Below are 16,302 nucleotides of genomic sequence, written 5' to 3'. Positions count from 1 at the left end.
GCTCTCCGCGGTGGTGAGCGGCGCGCTCTGGTGCGTCCTGGGTGCGGCGGGCCTGCTCGGCGGGGTCAGCGGCGCGCTGGTCGAGCGGTACGGGCTGCGCGCCGCCTGGCGCGGCACCCTGCTCGTGGCCGCGGCGGCCACCGCGCTGCTCGCCGTGCGTCCCGGCGTCCCGTGGCTCGCCGGCCTGGCCCTGGCCGCCTTCGGCGGTGCCTTCGTCGCGCTCAGCGGCGTGCTGATCGCCTGGGGTGCCCGGGTGCGCCCGGACGGCGCGGCGGCCGCGGCCGCCTTCCTCTTCGTGGGCCTCACCGCCGGGCAGGCGCTCGGTGCGCTCGCGCTCGGCGCCCTGGCCGCGGGCCCGGGCCTCGCCGCCGCCCTGCTGGCCGCGGCGGCGACGGTGCTGCTCGGCACCGGCGCCGCCGCGCGCCCCGGAGCGGTGGCTGCGGGCCCGCGGGAGCCGGCCTCCGTCCGTCCCTAGCTGCGGGGCGAGCGTCGGAGGAAGTCCTGCGCGATCTCGTCGAAGGTGACCCAGCGGACACCGTCGTGGCCGTTGATGTGGTCGATCAGCCGCTCCAGCATGAGCAGCACCTGCGGGCGCCCGGAGACGTCCGGGTGGATGGTCATGGTGAAGGCGGCGTAGTCCATCTCCCGGTGCACCCAGTCGAACTGGTCGCGCCACATCTGCTCGATGTCGCGCGGGTTGACGAAGCCGTGGCTGTTGGGGCTGGACTTGATGAACATCATCGGCGGCAGGTCGTCGAGGTACCAGTTCGCCGGGATCTCGACCAGGTCGGTCTCCTCGCCGCGGACCAGCGGCTCCATCCAGGTGTCCGCCGGCGCGGAGTAGTCGATCTTCGTCCAGGAGTCGCCGACGCGGACGTAGTAGGGCTCGAAGTCCCGGTGCATGAGCGAGTGGTCGTAGGTGATGCCGCGCTCGAGCAGCAGCTCGTTGGTGACGCCGCTGAACTCCCACCAGGGGGCGACGTAGCCGGTCGGCCGCCGTCCGGCCTTCTCGTCGATCAGCGCGATGCAGCGGTCGAGCACCGCCTGCTCCTGCTCCCGGCTCATGGCGATCGGGTTCTCGTGGCTGTAGCCGTGGACGCCGATCTCGTGCCCGGCTGCGACGCAGGCGTCGAACTGCTCGGGGAACGTCTCGATCGAGTGGCCCGGCCAGAACCAGGTGCTGGGCAGCTCGCGGCGGCGGAACAGCTCCAGCAGACGGGGGACGCCGACCTCGCCGGCGAAGACGCCGCGGGAGATGTCGTCGGGGGAGTCCTCCCCGCCGTACGAGCCCAGCCAGCCGCCGACGGCGTCGACGTCCACGCCGAAGGCCACGAAAATCTCCTTGGTCATCCCTGCTCTCCATCCAGTCGGTGCGACGTCCGGTTCCCGGTCGCGAGGTGCCCGCGCACGACCGCCAGCGGGTCGTGGGGGGAGACGGCGAGCGCGGCCGCGAGCAGCAGCCGCGCCTGCCAGGGGCTGAGGTCGCCGGCGAGGACGGCGCCGTCCCGGGCCAGGTCGGCACCGCCGCCGCCGGTGTACAGCGGGGCGACCGGGCCCGAGGGCACCCGCGAGCACACCAGCACCGGGGTCCCGCGGGCGGCGAGCCCGGCCGCGGCGGTGGCCACCGCCGGGGTCGCGTTGCCCGCGCCGAAGGCCTCCAGGACCACGCCGGCCGCGCCGGCTTCGACCGCGGCGCGCAGCAGGGCGTCGTCGGCGCCCAGGTAGAGCGGGACGACGTCCACCCGGGGCAGTTCGGCGTCCAGGTCGAGGGGCAGCGCCGGGCCGCGCACCGGCCGGGCCAGCGGGGTGACCGCGTCGCCGTCGACCCGCAGGACCGGCCCCCGCCCCGGGGCGGCGAAGGCCCCGCTGCGCAGCGTCTCCACCTTGCGGACCCCGCGCGCCGCGAAGGCCAGGCCGTCGAAGCAGAGCAGCACCCCGGCGTCCCGGGCGGCCGGCGCGGCGGCCACCCGCAGCGCGTCGGCGAGGTTCCGGGGGCCGTCCGGCGCGGGCGAGTCGAAGGGGCGCTGGGCGCCGGTGAGGACGACCGGCCGCGGGTCGTCGTGGACGAGGTCGGCGAGGAACGCCGACTCCTCCATGGTGTCGGTCCCGTGCGTGACGACGACGCCGTCGACGTCCCCGGCCAGGCAGCGCCGCACCTCGGCGACCAGCTCCCGCAGGTCGGCCGTCGTCAGGGCGAAGCTGCCGACGGTGCGCAGGTCGCTGCTGGTCACGGTCAGCCCGTCCGGGATCCCCGCCGCGGCGAGGAGGTCGCCCGCGGGGGTGACCGAGGCCAGCCCGCCGGGCCCGCGCCGGCTGGCGATGGTGCCGCCGGTGGCGAGCAGGTGGATCCGCGGCACTCGTCCTCCCGGCGGTGTGGGTGCGTCGTCCCGACCCTGCCCCGGGCGCCGTCCGCGCGCGACCGGAGCCGAGGTGGGGCGGGCGGCGGCGGAGCTCGTGACCTGGGGCCCTGTGCCCCGGGCGCTCCCGGGCGCACGCTGGCAGGACAGGCATCGGCGAGAGGAGTCGTCATGACCGTCGTCAGCGGCACGCCGCAGCCCCCCGGGGAGGCCGGCCGGCGCGGTGGGTGGGACCCGCTCCAGATGAGCGAGGCGGAGAAGCTCGCCTGCGAGCGGGAGGCCCGGCACGACGTCGCCGCGCGCGGGCACCGTCCCGCGCTGGAGACGGTCCAGCACTACCTGGCGCACGACCGGCTGGTCCACGAGCCGGCCGGGAGCACCCGCGCCGGGCGCCGCCCGCGCCCGCCCGTCCCCGGCACGGCGCACCCCGGTGATCCGGGGGAGCCGGCCGCGGCCGAGGGAGAGCCGCGGGCGGGCGGGCTGCTCCGCCGGCTCCTCGGCCGCTGACCCGGGCGGAGGCCGGACGACTCGACGTCGAGCCGCTGCACCGACCGACAGGCCGCGCCAGGGCGCGGCTCAACCGTCGCCGGAGCGGCTCGACCCGCGTGGCGGCAGGTGCGGCGGGACGACGGAGAGGGTGACGCCGTCCGCGAGCCGGTAGGGGTTCGTGGCCACCAGGCCGCCGACCACCCGGCGCAGCCGGGACACCTCCGCCCGCACGGTCACGCAGTGCTCGCCGTCGCCGTACAGCGCGGCGCTCAGCGCGGCGGCGGACACCCCCGCGCGCCCGGCCCGGTGCAGCAGCACCAGCACCTCGGCGTGCCGGCGGGTCAGCGGTGTGCGCCACTCCTCCCTGCCGGTGCGCAGCCGCAGCACCGGGGCGCCGGTGAGGTCGAGCTCGGCGTCGATCGCGTCGCCGGGCCCCCGCGGCCGGACCAGCCAGCCCTCGCCGATCCGCTCGGGGGTGCACAGCCCCAGCCCGGGGACGGCGATCAGCCGGTCGGGCCGCGGCACCTCGATGCGGTCGCGCACCGCGATGCCCGACCGGTGCGCGACCCAGCCGTCGTCGTCCACCAGCAGGACGGGGCCGCGGGTGACCGCCAGCGCGGCCCGGGCCGAGCGGCGAACCCGCTCCAGCCGGTGCTCGTGGTGCCGCCACAGCTGCGCCTCCGCGAGCTTGACCGCGGTCTCCACCAGGGCGCCGATGACCGGGTGCAGGGTCAGCGCCGGCCCGCTGACGTCCACGACACCGAGCAGCTCCCCGCTGACCGGGTGGTGGATCGGCGCGGCGGTGCAGTACCACGGGTGCTGGGCCAGCTCGAAGTGCTCGGCGGAGAACAGCTGGACCGGCGCGGCCTCGGCCAGCGCCGTCCCGATGGCGTTGGTGCCGACGGCGGCTTCCGTCCAGCGGGCGCCCTCGGTGAACCCCAGCGCGTCCGCACGCAGCCGCACCCGCGCCGACCCCTCCCGCCAGAGGATCACGCCGTCGGCGTCGGTGACGACGACGAGGAACGAGGAGGCGTCGGCGGGGCTGCCCAGCACCTGGCGGAGCTCGTCGACCACGAGCGCCAGCGGGCTCGCCCGGCGGCGCCGCTCCACCTCGTCGAACGGAAGCGGCGCGCGGGTGTTGGTGCGGGCGGCGTCCAGGCCCAGCCCCAGCGCCCGCGACCACGACCGGGCGACGACCGCGCGCGGGCGCACGGGTGGGCGGGCGCCGGCGAGCACCGCGTCGTGCACCCGGACCAGCACCCGGGCGTGCTGCGACAGGTCGGTGCCGGGGGAGACCGCCGACCAGCCGGCCACGTCCACCTCCTCCGGGCAGCGCGGCGGCCGGGTGGTGCAACGCGCTGCAACGCTTCCGCCGCCGGGTGCCCTCCGCTGTGCTGCACATCACACCACGCCGACCGGCGGACGGAGGAGGCGCAGCGCATGATCCAGACCCTGGACACGCCCACGCAGACCCCGGAGCAGCGGGCGCACCGCTGGTTCACCGGCTTCGAGGAGGCGCTGCGTGCGCGGGACGTGGCACGCGCGGCCGGGATGTTCGCCGCGACGAGCTTCTGGCGCGACCTGGTCTCCTTCAGCTGGAACATCACCACGGTGGAGAACCCCGAGGGCGTCGCCGACCTGCTCACCGCGACCCTCGGGCACACCGACCCGTCGGGGTTCGCCGTCGACGAGCCGCCGGAGGAGGCCGACGGGGTCACCACCGCCTGGTTCACCTTCGAGACCGCCGTCGGCCGGGGGCGCGGGCTGGTGCGGCTCGTCGAGGAGGACGGCGAGACCAAGGCCTGGACCCTGCTCACCACGCTGTCGGAGCTCAAGGGCCACGAGGAGCCGCGCGGCCCGGCCCGGCCGATGGGCGCCGAGCACGGGGCCGACAGGGAGCGCCGCACCTGGCTGGAGCGCCGCGAGCAGGAGGAGGCCGACCTCGGCGTCGGCGTCCAGCCCTACGTCCTGGTCATCGGCGGCGGGCAGGGCGGCATCGCGCTCGGTGCGCGGCTGCGCCAGCTCGGGGTGCCGGCGCTCGTCGTCGACAAGCACCCGCGGCCGGGGGACCAGTGGCGCGGCCGCTACAAGTCGCTCTGCCTGCACGACCCGGTCTGGTACGACCACCTGCCCTACCTGAAGTTCCCCGACAACTGGCCGGTCTTCTCGCCCAAGGACAAGATCGGCGACTGGCTCGAGTCCTACGTGAAGGTCATGGAGGTGCCCTACTGGGGCAGCACCACGGCGACGTCGGCGACCTTCGACGAGGAGAAGGGCGAGTGGACCGTCGAGGTCGAGCGCGAGGGCAAGCCGCTCGTCCTGCGGCCGAAGCACGTCGTGCTGGCCACCGGGATGTCCGGGAAGCCGAACATCCCGGTCATCCCCGGGCAGGACGTCTTCCGCGGCGACCAGCAGCACTCCTCGGCCCACCCGGGGCCCGACGCCTACGCCGGCAAGAAGGTCGTCGTCATCGGCAGCAACAACTCCGCGTTCGACATCTGCGGGGCGCTGTGGGAGCACGACGCCGACGTGACCATGGTGCAGCGCTCCTCGACGCACATCGTCAAGAGCGACAGCCTCATGGAGATCGGCCTCGGCGCGCTCTACTCCGAGGAGGCGCTGGCCGCCGGGGTGACGACGGAGAAGGCGGACCTGGTCTTCGCCTCGCTGCCGTACCGGATCATGCACGAGTTCCAGATCCCGCTGTACGAGCAGATGAAGCAGCGGGACGCCGAGTTCTACGAGCGCCTGGAGAAGGCCGGCTTCTGGCTGGACTGGGGCGAGGACGGCTCGGGGCTGTTCAGGAAGTACCTGCGCCGCGGCTCGGGCTACTACATCGACGTCGGCGCCGCGGAACTCGTGGCCGACGGCCGGGTCAAGCTCGCCCACGGCCAGGTGGTGCGCCTGACGGAGGACTCCGTCGTGCTGGACGACGGCACCGAGCTCCCCGCCGACCTGGTCGTCTACGCCACCGGCTACGGCTCGATGAACGGCTGGGCCGCCGACCTCATCAGCCAGGAGGTCGCCGACAAGGTGGGCAAGGTGTGGGGCCTGGGGTCGGACACCGCCAAGGACCCGGGGCCGTGGGAGGGCGAGCAGCGCAACATGTGGAAGCCCACCCGGCAGGAGGCGCTGTGGTTCCACGGCGGCAACCTGCACCAGTCGCGGCACTACTCGCTCTACCTGGCCCTGCAGCTCAAGGCCCGGTACGAGGGGATCCCGACGCCGGTGTACGGCCTGCCGGAGGTGCACCACACGAGCTGACCGCGCCCGTGCGCCCTCCTCCCTTGTCGCGGGGGAGGGCGCACGGGCACCCTGTCCGCCATCCCGGCAGCAGCGGCGTCGGCCCGGCGTCGCCCGGACCACAGGAGCGCCCGATGCTGTTCCACCTGAGCTTCCGCGTCGACCACACGCGGCTGGACCGCGACGAGTTCTGGGACGAGTGGGAGCGGGAGGTCCGGGCGGCGGTCGGTGCGATGGAGGCGGGGCTGATCAAGAGCCTGTACAAGGTCGCCGGCCAGCGGCGGGTGATCGGCATCGTGGACGTCGAGTCGCACGACCAGCTCGACCAGGTGGTGATGGGCGCCCTGCCCATGAGCCACTACCTGACCCTCGAGGAGGTCCTCCCGGTCCGCGAGTACACCGCCTTCGCGGAGGACGTGCAGCGTCGCTGGCAGTCCTGACCGCACGTGACGCCCGCCCCGCACGAGCGGGAGATCCGCTCCGCCCGCTTCCCCCACGGGCTGCCCGACCGCTGCGACGACACCGTCGTCGAGGCGTTCGACGACGCCTGGCTGCTGCTGGAGCGCACCCCCACCGGCTACCGGGTCCTCGGGGTCGCCGAGGACTACCGGTCGGCGCGGGCGTGGCTGACGGCGGACGACGAGGGGGCGCAGCCCTGAGCCGCCCGCTCAGGTGAACGGCGGGACGGGCGGCGCCGGCAGCGGCTTCGGCGGCGCGGCGGTGATCGGGTCGGGCCCGGCGCCCTCCCCGCCCACCCAGAACTGGGTCATCATGTCGTGGTCCTCGTGCGACACGTTGTGGCAGTGGATCATGTAGCGGCCGGAGCGGCGGATCTCGGACTCGTCCGGGTTCGTCCCCAGCACCGCCCCGAACTCGGCGAGGACCCGGATCTCCTCGCCCTCGGCGAGGTAGACGGTCTCCTTGGCGCCGAGCTCCTGCGACTCGGGAGCCTTGCCGTCCCGGTCCAGGATCTTGAAATCGGTCAGGTGCAGGTGCACCGGGTGGAACCAGCCGCCCGAGGTCGTCATCTTCCAGATCTCGATGTCACCGGGAGCGGGGTCGGCGATCGCCTTCCGGTAGCCCGACCGGACGACGTCGTCCCACGTGTGGTCGTTGATCACCCACATGCCGTTCTGCCGGTGGAACTCCAGGTGGCGGGTGCGCACCGCGTCCTCCTCGCGGAGACCCATGACGTGCGAGCCCGGGTTCAGCACCTCGGGCAGCTCGTTGTTCGTCGGATCGGTCACCACGGTGCCGACCTGGAACGCCATGACCTTGTCGGTGTCGTCGTAGTCGATCGAGTTGTCGACGCCGTCGTTGCGCATCTCGACCTGCTCGCCGGCGAAGGGCGCGAAGTCGACGACGACGTCGTAGCGCTCGGCCATGCCGATCCGGAGCCGGTCCACCGGCTGTGCCTCCGGGACCAGCCCGCCCTCGGTCGCCACCACCACCATGACCGCGCCGCGGGTGAGCCGGAGGGTGAAGCCGCGCCCGACGCTCGCCGCGTGCAGCCGCAGCCGGTACTTGCGCGGCTCCACCTGAAGCACCGGCCAGGGGCGGCCGTTGACCAGGATCACGTCACCCATGACGCCGTTCTCGCCGTTGTCGTCGAACAGCAGCTCCCCGTTCTCGGCGAACGCCGCGTCGCTGATCATGACAGGGACGTCGTACCGCCCGCGGGGTAGCCCGAGTGCGTTCTCCCGCCCGTCGAGCACGTGGTACTGCCCGGCCAGGCCCATGTAGACGTTCTCCGCGGTGTGGTGGACCCCGTGGTCGTGGTACCAGAGCGTCCGCGCCGTCTCGCTGTTGTCGTACAGGTAGTCCTTGTACTGGCCGGGCAGGGTGATGTCGCTGGCGTAGCCGTCGTACTGCGGCAGCGAGGGCGCCCCGTGCAGGTGGGTCGAGGTCCACGGCACGTAGCCCAGCGTCGGGTGCTTCGCGGGCAGCGCGTTGATCTGGCGCACCATGATCGGGCGGTTGCGCGGCACGCGGATCGTCGGGCCGGGGACCGTGCCGTTGTAGGCGAAGACCGTGGTCGCGATGCCGGGCAGGATCTGCCGCCGCACCTGCTGCTGGGTCATCACGTAGACGTCGCGCCCGTCCGTGCGGCCCGCGGGCTGCAGCACGGGTGGCCGGCGGAACGCGAGCGTGTAGGGCCGCGGGATCCGGTCCTTGTCGAGCTCGGAGGCCTCCTTGGCCCGCAGCGGGCCGGCCAGGGGGAAGGTCAGCGCCGCGGCGCTCAGGACGCCGATCTTCAGCGCGTCGCGACGGGTGATGACGGGTGTGTCCACGGTGCTCTCCGGGGGGTGCAGTGCGTGTGCTGTCCCCGTGGCACCACCCTCGTCGCGCGACCGCCCACCCCACAGCCGCAGACGGGAGGGGTGGCCCCCCGCATTGTGGGGGCCGTCCCGGTTTCGGTGCCGCGGGCGCTGGCGCTCCCGGCCCGCCCGCGTCATCGTGTGGGGCGCACGGGGGTCCACCGCCACGCCGCCTGGAGGCCGCATGCGCCCGACGCTCCGCCGCACCGCCGCGGTGGTCTTCCTCCTCCTGCCGCTCGTGCTCGCGCTCGCCGCGCCCGTCGCCGCTGACGGCGCCCGTCGTGGCGGCCCGCCCGGCGCCTACCTGCTGTCCGGCGACCCCGGGGGCTCCCGGTTCGAGGGCATCGACGTCGTCGACGAGCGGCGCACCTTCTACGTCACGGAGACCACCGGCGGGGAGGTCCACCGCGGCCGGCTCGGCGACCCCGCGACCGAGGTGTGGCTGGACGAGGACGCCGCCCTGGCCGACGGTCGCCGCACCGCCGTCGGGATCGCCACCGACCGGCGGGAGCGGGTGTTCGTCGCCGGCGGGGACAACCGCACGCAGGAGGGGGCGCCCGCGGACGCCCCTGACCTCTGGGTCTACGACGACGACCGCCACCTGCTGGCGGCGCTGCGCATGCCCGTGGACGGCCCGCTGTTCCTCAACGACGTCGCCGTCGGCCCGGACGGCGCCGCCTACGTCACCGACTCGACCACCCCGCGCATCTTCCGGGTCGCCCGCGAGCACGGGGGGTGGACGGCGACGCTGTGGTCGGACGCGGCCGCCACCATCCCGCAGGATCCGGGCACGTTCGGGCTCAACGGCATCGAGGTGGCGCCGGACCGCCGCTCGCTCGTCGTGGCGCACAGCGCGGCCGGCCAGCTGTGGCGCTTCGACCTGGCGACGGCGGCGCCCACCCTCGTCGACACCGGGGACGCCGACCTCACCTCCGCCGACGGCCTGGTCGTGCAGGGCCGCACGCTCGTCGCCGTCCGCAACTTCCCGCGGCTCCTCACCTACCTGCGGCTGGACCGCGACGCCACCGCGGCGCGGGTGGTCACCGAGGTGGGCACCGACCCCGAGCGGGTGCTGACCACCGCGGACGTCGCCCGCGGGAAGCTGCTGCTGGTGGACAGCCAGTTCGACGAGGAGCCGCCGACGCAGGACTCGGAGGTGGTGGTCCTGCCCTTCCGGCCCTGAATGCCCGGGGGTCTCGTATGGTCCGGGACCATGCGCGCCCCGGCAGCGGTCGACTCCTCCCGCGGCTGGGGCGTGGTTGCCGCGGCCTTCGCCGGGATGTTCGTCACCTTCGGCATCGCCTACTCGTTCGGCGCCTTCCTCGCCCCCATGGCGGAGGAGTTCGGCTCCGGCCGCGGCGCGACGTCGGCGTTCTTCGCCCTGACCTCGCTCACCTACTTCGGCCTCGGCGCCCTCAGCGGGGTCGCGGTGGACCGCTACGGCCCGCGCCGGGTGCTGCTCGCCGGCGCCGTCGCCCTCGGCGCCGGGCTGACCGCGACGTCGCTGGCCGGGGAGCTGTGGATCGGCCTGGTCACCTACGGCCTCGGCGTCGGCATCGGGGTCGCCTGCGCCTACGTGCCGATGGTGGCGGTCGTCAGCGGCTGGTTCGAGCGGCGGCGGACCCTGGCGGTCGGGGTGGCGGTGACGGGCATCGGGCTGGGCACGCTGGCCGTGGCGCCGCTGGCGGCCGCGCTGATCGGCGAGGTGGGGTGGCGCACCACCCACCTCGTGCTGGGCCTGGGCGGCGCGGTGGTGCTCGTGCTCTGCGCGCTGGTCGTGCAGCCCGCGCCGGTGGCGTCCGGCCCGGCGGCGCTGACGCTGCGCGAGGCGGTGCGCAACCCCGACTACCGGCGGCTGTACCTGGCGTCCGGGCTGATGGCTGTCGCGCTGTTCGTCCCGTTCGTGCACCTGCCCGGGTACGCCGTGCGGCAGGGCGTCGACCGGGTCGCGGCGGCCGCGCTGGTCGGGGTGATCGGGCTGGCGAGCACCGCCGGCCGGCTGCTGCTGGGCGTGGTCGCGGCGCGGGTCGGCACGCTGCGCGCCTTCCAGGGGTGCTTCCTGACGATGGGGCTCAGCTTCGCGCTGTGGTGGCTGGGCAGCGGGTACGGCGTGCTGGTCGTCTTCGCCGTGGTCCTCGGTGTCGGCTACGGCGGGTTCGTCGCCATCGGGCCCGCGGTCGTGGCGGAGCGCTTCGGCACCACGCGGCTCGGCGGGCTGCTCGGGGTGCTCTACACGAGCGCCGGCATCGGCAGCGCCGTCGGGGCGCCGGTCGCCGGCGCGGCCGTCGACGCCTCGGGCTCCTACCTGCCGGCGATCGCCGGCTGCCTCGCGCTCGGCCTGGCCGGCTACCTGGCCGTGCTCACCGTCGGTCGGGGGTCTCCGGTCCCGGCGACGGCATCCGGGGCGGGGGCGGCGGAGCGGTGAGCTCCTGGTACGCGGACGTGTGCGCGCGCAGCGCGGCGACCGCGTCGGCGACGCCGGTGACCGGGCGTGCGTTCGAGACCGCGCGCTCCGCCTCGAGCACCGCGTCGCAGACGTCGGCGACCGTCGCCAGGTAGGCCCGGGCCCCGGGCTCGACGTCGGCCCGGTCGGCCGGGTCGGCGGCCAGCGCGCGCTGGCGCAGGCACTGCTCCAGGCGGACGCCCTCGGCCTCGAGCGACGGCAGCAGCTCCGGTATCTCGCCCAGGTGGGCACCGGCGGCCCGGGCGGTGGCCACGTGGTGGCGCAGCCGGTCGCGGGCGCGGGCGACCTCGAGCTGCAGCTCCGCCGCGGTGCGCCGGGAACCCGGCGGGAGCCGCCGGGCCGCCACGGCGGTCGCCCCTTGCAGACCCAGCTCCCGCCCGCGGGAGGCGAGCTCCCGGCTCCGCGCGACCAGCGGGCTGCGCCGCACGCGCCGGAGCACCAGCCACCCGGCGAGTGCCGCCACCAGCAGGAGGACCAGCAGCGTGCCACCGAGGACGGCGAGCAGCGTCGGGTCCAGCGACGTCAGCCAGGTCAGCTCGCCGTCGTCGCCCAGCTCGCCCAGCTCGAGCGCGAGGGCGGGGTCGGTCGGCGGAGGGGTCGTCATGGTGCTCCTCGGGCAGGGCGGGGGCCGGCTCCTCGAGCAACGCTCCCGGGGCCCGCCGCGGTTCCCAGGCGGCCCGCTCCGGGTGCCCGACGGGCGGGAAGCCGGCCCGCGGCTGCTGGTCGAGTGGGACAACACCCAGCGCGGGGCCAACCACGCGCACTCGGTCCGGCGCGACCCGGTGGCCGACTTCGGGCTGGACGTGCTGGCCCGCCACCACGCGCCCGCCCACCGCTGAGCCGGCCCGCCGGTCAGCCCGGGGCGTCGGGCAGCGCCAGCCCGTAGTGGGCGATCTTGCGGTAGAGCGTCGCGCGGCCGATGCCGAGAACCTGCGCGGCCCGGGTGACCGTGGTGCCCGGCTCGGTGAGGCACCGCACGATCTCGTCGCGCTCCAGCCGCTCCAGCCGGCTCAGCGGCCGGGAGCCGCCGTCGAGGACCTCCGGGGCGAGGTGGTGGACGTCCACGACGTCGGCGCGGGCGACGGCCTCGCGCACCACCCGGCGCAGCTGCCGGGTGTTCCCCGGCCAAGGGCAGCCGGTCAGCGCACGCACCGCGCGGGCGGTGAAGCCGACGGGGCGGTGCCGCTCGGCCCGGGCGACGGCGTGCGCCACCGCCATCACGTCGTCGCTGCGCAGGCGCAGCGGCGGCACCTCGACGACCGCGTCCACCAGCGGCGCCAGCGGGGCGGGGAGTGCGGCGTACTCGCGGCTGGTCAGGACGAACGGCTGCGGGCGGCCGTCGGTCCGCCGGGCCGCGGACAGGGCGGCGGCGAGCTCCTCGGCCGCCCACGCCGGCAGCCGCTCGGTGCCGGACACGACGACGTGCACCGCGGGGTCGCCCAGCTCGGGGGTCCACAGCTCCAGCCAGGACGCGGCGCCGTCGTCGGCGGGGGCGCGGGCGTGCAGGACCCGGCGGCCGGGCCCCGGGCGCTGCCGCGCGCGGACGGCGAGCGTCGTCTTGCCGACCCCCGGCTCCCCGATGACGGCGAGCACCCGGCCCGCCGCGTCGGCCGTCCGCGCCGCCGCGAGGGCCGCCCGCCACCCCGCGGAGACGCACGGGTCCTCCCCGCCGGCGGCCGCGGGCACCACGCGGAACACCTCGCCGCGGGGCGCCGACCCGGTCCGCCGCCCGGTCGACCGCTGCAGCATCAGCCCGCTCGTCGCGCCGGCGGCTGCCTGCGCCAGGGCCAGCAGGAGCTCGGAGGAGGAGTCCGACCAGGTGGTGAGGTTGATCGACCCCGCCAGCTCGCCGGTGACCGGGTCCAGCACGGGGACGGCGGCGCAGGTGTAGCCGCGGAGCTCGGCGCAGTAGTGGTCCGCCGCCCGGACCAGCGAGGGGGCGCGGTCGGCGAGCGAGAGCCCCAGGCCGTTGGTGCCGGCCTGCCGCTCGGAGTAGTAGAAGCCGGGCGCGAGGTGCACCGCGTCCAGGGAGCGCCGCATGCCCGCGTCGTCGCAGAGCCGCAGGAGGACCAGGCCTTCGGGGTCGGCGACCATCAGGCTCACCGGCTCGCCGGCGATCGTGGCGTGCAGGCCGGTGAGCACCTGCGACCCGCACTCGTACAGCAGCGAGCCGGTGTCGACCGAGCCGGTGAAGCGCGGCAGCACCTCCTCCGGCGGCACCCCGTACTGCTGGCTGCGCCGCCAGGACGCCCGTAGCCGCGGCGCCGGCAGCCGCCCGTCGGGGCGCGGCGCCGGGACCGGCAGCTCGGGCGGGGGGCCGGACCGCTCAGCGTCCACGCCGGAGCACCTCCCCGGGGGAGCGGCCCCCGGGGGCACGCTCCGGTGTCGTTGCCGGATGGCCCGGCAGGCTACGCCTCTCGGCCGTCTCAAAGTGAGACAGGTCACATCTACCGGGTCGCGCGAGACCTTTCTAGCGTCGTCGGCGAGCGGCGTGAGCGTCGTCGCATCCCGAACAGCTGGGGGGCCGGCAGATGTACCGCAAGGACGGCGAGGACTACTTCATCGTGGACGCCCACATCGCGCTGTGGGACGCGCGTCCGGAGAACCAGCGCAACGTGCACGGCAAGCAGTTCATCGACTGCTTCTACGACTACCACCGCAACCTCAGCCCGGAGACCGAGCAGTGGGGGTACGAGGAGTACCTCTACCAGGGCGGCGAGCGGCTGATGCGCGACGTCTTCGTGGACGGCATCGTCGACCACGCGATCTTCCAGCCCGCCCGGCTCGCCGAGTTCTACCACCGGGGCTTCGGCCAGACCGAGGAGGCGTTCGCCCTCGCCCGGGCCCACTCCGACAAGCTGACCTACAACCACTACTGGGACCCGCGCGACGGCGAGAACGGCCTGACCGCGCTGCGCGAGGCCGCGGAGCGGATGCGCCTCAAGGGCGTGAAGCTCTACACCGCGGACTGGCACGGCGAGTCCCGCGGCTGGAAGCTCACCGACCCGATGGCCTACCGCTACCTGGAGCTCTCCCAGGAGCTCGGCATCCGGAACATCCACATCCACAAGGGCCCCACGATCCGCCCGCTGGACCGGGACGCCTTCGACGTGGCCGACGTCGACCACGCGGCCACCGACTTCCCCGACCTGACCTTCGTCGTGGAGCACTGCGGGCTGCCCCGGCTCGAGGACTTCTGCTGGATCGCCACCCAGGAGCCGAACGTGCACGCGGGCCTGGCCGTGGCGATGCCCTTCATCCACACCCGGCCGCGGTACTTCGCCCAGATCATCGGCGAGCTCACCTACTGGCTCGGGGAGGACCGCATCCTCTTCTCCAGCGACTACGCGCTGTGGACCCCGAAGTGGCTGGTCGAGAAGTTCGTGGACTTCCAGATCCCGGAGGACATGAGCCCGGAGTACGCGCCGCTCACCACCGAGCTCAAGAAGAAGGTGCTCGGGCTCAACGCCGCGAAGCTCTACGACCTGCCGGTGCCCCCGGAGCTGCGGCTGCCCGACGCCGACGAGACCGCCACCGGCCCGCGCCAGCCCGGAGCCGCGGACCTCGCGGGGGCGGGTGCCCGGTGACCGCCGTCCTCCCGGACCTGGCCGCCGGCATCCGAGCCGCCCTGGGCGCCGTCGTCGACCCCGAGCTGGACGAGCCGATCACCGACCTCGGCTTCGTCCGCTCGGTCGCGGTGGACCACTCGGCCGACCCGCCCACCGCCGAGGTGCACCTGCGGCTGCCCACCTCGTTCTGCGCGCCGAACTTCGCCTGGCTCATGGCGTCCGACGCACGGGACGCGGTGGCCGCCGTCCCGGGGGTGGGGGCCGTGGTGGTCGAGCTCGACGACCACCACGACTCCGACCTGATCAACCGCGGCCTGGCCGCCGGGCTGGGCTACCGCGGCACCTTCGGGCACGAGGCGGAGGAGTCGCTGGACGAGCTCCGCGCCACCTTCGCCCGCAAGGCGCACACCGCGGCGATGGAGCGGGCGGTCACCGCGCTGCTGCGCACCGATCCCGGGGCTGACGTGGCCGCGCTCGTCCTCGGCGACCTGCCGGCGGGTGAGCGCGCGACCGAGGCGCTGCTGCACCGCCGGGCTGCCCTCGGCCTGCCGGTGGACGACGGCGCGCCCGTGCTCGTCGACGCCGACGGCACCCGCCCCACCCCGGAGGCAGCCGCGCTGTTCCTGCGCCGGGCCCGCTCGGTGCGCATCTCGATCGACGGCAACGCGCACTTCTGCCGCGGGCTGCTCACCACCCGCTACCCGGGGTCGGAGGCCGACCAGGCGCCCCGCCCCGAGGACCGACCGCTCCTCCCGCTCACCGTCTCGAAGGGATCCCGCCCGTGAAGGCCGTCCGCGTGCACGCGTACCACGAGGACCCGAACATCGACGACATCCCCGAGCCGCAGCTGCGGGGGCCGCTCGACGTCATCGTGAAGATCGGCGGCGCCGGTGTCTGCCGCACCGACCTGCACATCCTCGAGGGTCAGTGGGCCGAGCTGCAGAACCCCGACCTGCCCTACGTGATCGGGCACGAGAACGCCGGGTGGGTGCACGCGGTCGGCGAGGGGGTCACCAACGTCGCCGTCGGCGACACCGTGATCCTGCACCCGCAGCCCAGCTGCGGGCTGTGCGCGGCGTGCCGCGCCGGCCGGGACATGCAGTGCGCGAACGCCTTCTTCCCCGGGCTCTCGAACGACGACGGCGGCATGGCCGAGTACCTGCGCACCACCGCCCGCGCCTGCGTGAAGCTCGACCCGTCCACGAACCCGGCCGACGTCGCGGCGTTGGCTGACGCCGGCATCACCGCCTACCACGCCGTGCGCAAGGCACTGCCGCTGCTGCACCCGGGCACCACCGCCGTCGTGCAGGGCGCCGGCGGTCTCGGGCACATCGGCGTCCAGTGCCTGGCGGCGCTGACCGGCGCGCGCATCGTCGTCGTCGACCGGAACCCCGACGCCCTGGAGCTGGCCCGGCAGATCGGCGCGGACGAGACCGTGGTGGCCGACGGCGACCAGGTGCGGGCGGTGCAGGAGCTGACCGGCGGGGGCGCCGACGTCGTCTTCGACTTCGTCGCCGAGCAGGGTGCGGAGATGGACGGCTGGCGCATGACCGGCCCGGCGGGCTCCCTCTACGTGATCGGGTACGGCGGCGAGCTGCGGATCCCGACGCTGGAGTTCGTCGCCGGCGAGAAGAACGTCGTGGGCAACATCGTCGGCACCTACATCGACCTGGCCGAGCTGATGGTGCTCGCGCAGGCAGGGAAGGTCACGCTGCACACGCAGCAGTACCCGCTGGACCGGGCCGTGGACGCGATCCGCGACCTGGATGCCGGCAAGGTCCGGGGCCGGGCCATCCTCGTGCCCTGACCGGCTGCGCCGCATCGCCTGCTGCAGCCGTGGCCTCCGGCGGCGGTCGCCGCTG

The 16,302-nt window shown here is 75.1% G+C and carries 16 protein-coding genes and 1 pseudogene; 11 read left to right on the top strand and 6 right to left on the bottom strand.

The window, feature by feature from the left end:
- A pseudogene (locus E9529_RS04285) lies at positions 1-475 on the top strand (MFS transporter); the annotation flags it as partial.
- Here E9529_RS04285 and E9529_RS04280 read toward each other — a convergent pair.
- Both E9529_RS04280 and E9529_RS04275 read right to left on the bottom strand, forming a co-directional pair.
- Positions 472-1,350: a polysaccharide deacetylase gene (locus E9529_RS04280; protein ID WP_236829865.1), complete on the bottom strand. Its 879-nt coding sequence runs from the start codon at positions 1,348-1,350 to the stop codon at positions 472-474. The pseudogene E9529_RS04285 and the gene E9529_RS04280 sit on opposite strands and share 4 nt — an antisense overlap.
- The gene (locus E9529_RS04275; RefSeq protein ID WP_236829864.1) at positions 1,347-2,357 is read right to left on the bottom strand and encodes an asparaginase; all 1,011 of its coding nucleotides are present in this window, start codon (positions 2,355-2,357) and stop codon (positions 1,347-1,349) included. Before E9529_RS04275 ends, E9529_RS04280 begins: the two co-directional genes overlap by 4 nt.
- A gap of 171 nt (positions 2,358-2,528) precedes the next feature.
- Between E9529_RS04275 and E9529_RS04270 the strand changes: the two genes are divergently transcribed.
- Positions 2,529-2,864 carry a hypothetical protein gene (locus E9529_RS04270; protein ID WP_236829863.1) on the top strand — a complete coding sequence of 112 codons (336 nt, stop codon included), beginning with the start codon at positions 2,529-2,531 and terminating at the stop codon, positions 2,862-2,864.
- A 69-nt stretch (positions 2,865-2,933) separates the two neighbouring features.
- Here E9529_RS04270 and E9529_RS04265 read toward each other — a convergent pair whose 3' ends face one another.
- Positions 2,934-4,160, bottom strand: coding sequence for a GAF domain-containing protein (locus tag E9529_RS04265; RefSeq protein ID WP_236829862.1), 1,227 nt, complete (start codon positions 4,158-4,160; stop codon positions 2,934-2,936).
- 126 nt (positions 4,161-4,286) lie between these two features.
- Here E9529_RS04265 and E9529_RS04260 point away from each other — a divergent pair, with 126 nt between their 5' ends.
- The 3 genes from E9529_RS04260 (at position 4,287) to E9529_RS04250 (ending at position 6,748) form a co-directional block, all read left to right on the top strand.
- A complete protein-coding gene (locus E9529_RS04260; RefSeq protein WP_236829861.1) occupies positions 4,287-6,110 on the top strand; it encodes an NAD(P)/FAD-dependent oxidoreductase in 1,824 nt (607 codons plus the stop codon).
- A 113-nt stretch (positions 6,111-6,223) separates the two neighbouring features.
- Entirely contained in the window at positions 6,224-6,529 is a 306-nt protein-coding gene (locus E9529_RS04255; protein ID WP_236829860.1) for a muconolactone Delta-isomerase family protein, read from the top strand.
- A gap of 6 nt (positions 6,530-6,535) precedes the next feature.
- Complete coding sequence (locus tag E9529_RS04250; RefSeq protein WP_236829859.1) at positions 6,536-6,748, top strand: hypothetical protein; 213 nt, start codon at positions 6,536-6,538, stop codon at positions 6,746-6,748.
- A gap of 9 nt (positions 6,749-6,757) precedes the next feature.
- On the opposite strand, the gene E9529_RS04245 is transcribed toward E9529_RS04250, so the two are convergent.
- Positions 6,758-8,380 carry a multicopper oxidase family protein gene (locus tag E9529_RS04245; protein ID WP_236829858.1) on the bottom strand — a complete coding sequence of 541 codons (1,623 nt, stop codon included), beginning with the start codon at positions 8,378-8,380 and terminating at the stop codon, positions 6,758-6,760.
- Positions 8,381-8,591: 211 nt separating this feature from the next.
- On the opposite strand from E9529_RS04245, the gene E9529_RS04240 reads away from it, so the two are divergent.
- Together E9529_RS04240 and E9529_RS04235 are read left to right on the top strand one after the other, a co-directional pair.
- The gene (locus E9529_RS04240; protein ID WP_236829857.1) at positions 8,592-9,590 is read left to right on the top strand and encodes an SMP-30/gluconolactonase/LRE family protein; all 999 of its coding nucleotides are present in this window, start codon (positions 8,592-8,594) and stop codon (positions 9,588-9,590) included.
- A 30-nt stretch (positions 9,591-9,620) separates the two neighbouring features.
- Positions 9,621-10,832 (top strand): MFS transporter, encoded by a 1,212-nt coding sequence (locus tag E9529_RS04235; RefSeq protein WP_236829856.1) that lies wholly within the window; start codon positions 9,621-9,623, stop codon positions 10,830-10,832.
- Here E9529_RS04235 and E9529_RS04230 read toward each other — a convergent pair.
- Positions 10,768-11,475, bottom strand: a complete 708-nt coding sequence (locus E9529_RS04230) for a hypothetical protein (protein ID WP_236829855.1) — start codon at positions 11,473-11,475, stop codon at positions 10,768-10,770. The genes E9529_RS04235 and E9529_RS04230 overlap by 65 nt on opposite strands.
- Between E9529_RS04230 and E9529_RS04225 the strand changes: the two genes are divergently transcribed.
- On the top strand, positions 11,474-11,710 hold the full coding sequence (locus E9529_RS04225) for a DUF3500 domain-containing protein (protein WP_236829854.1): 237 nt from the start codon (positions 11,474-11,476) through the stop codon (positions 11,708-11,710). The genes E9529_RS04230 and E9529_RS04225 overlap by 2 nt on opposite strands.
- A 13-nt stretch (positions 11,711-11,723) precedes the next feature.
- Here E9529_RS04225 and E9529_RS04220 read toward each other — a convergent pair whose 3' ends face one another.
- Complete coding sequence (locus tag E9529_RS04220; RefSeq protein WP_236829853.1) at positions 11,724-13,208, bottom strand: helix-turn-helix domain-containing protein; 1,485 nt, start codon at positions 13,206-13,208, stop codon at positions 11,724-11,726.
- 194 nt (positions 13,209-13,402) lie between these two features.
- Here E9529_RS04220 and E9529_RS04215 point away from each other — a divergent pair, with 194 nt between their 5' ends.
- From E9529_RS04215 to E9529_RS04205, 3 genes are read left to right on the top strand one after another with little or no spacing between them, the layout of a single operon-like run.
- Positions 13,403-14,458 carry an amidohydrolase family protein gene (locus tag E9529_RS04215; RefSeq protein ID WP_236829852.1) on the top strand — a complete coding sequence of 352 codons (1,056 nt, stop codon included), beginning with the start codon at positions 13,403-13,405 and terminating at the stop codon, positions 14,456-14,458.
- Entirely contained in the window at positions 14,455-15,225 is a 771-nt protein-coding gene (locus tag E9529_RS04210; RefSeq protein ID WP_236829851.1) for an iron-sulfur cluster assembly protein, read from the top strand. Before E9529_RS04215 ends, E9529_RS04210 begins: the two co-directional genes overlap by 4 nt.
- Positions 15,222-16,247, top strand: coding sequence for an NAD(P)-dependent alcohol dehydrogenase (locus E9529_RS04205; RefSeq protein WP_236829850.1), 1,026 nt, complete (start codon positions 15,222-15,224; stop codon positions 16,245-16,247). Before E9529_RS04210 ends, E9529_RS04205 begins: the two co-directional genes overlap by 4 nt.
- The last annotated feature ends 55 nt before the right edge of the window (positions 16,248-16,302 follow it).

Origin of the sequence: Blastococcus sp. KM273128 (assembly GCF_021698975.1) — a bacterium.
Classification (GTDB): domain Bacteria; phylum Actinomycetota; class Actinomycetes; order Mycobacteriales; family Geodermatophilaceae; genus Blastococcus.
Note: the sequence above shows the minus strand (reverse complement) of the source record. Positions and strands in the feature narration are given on the sequence as shown.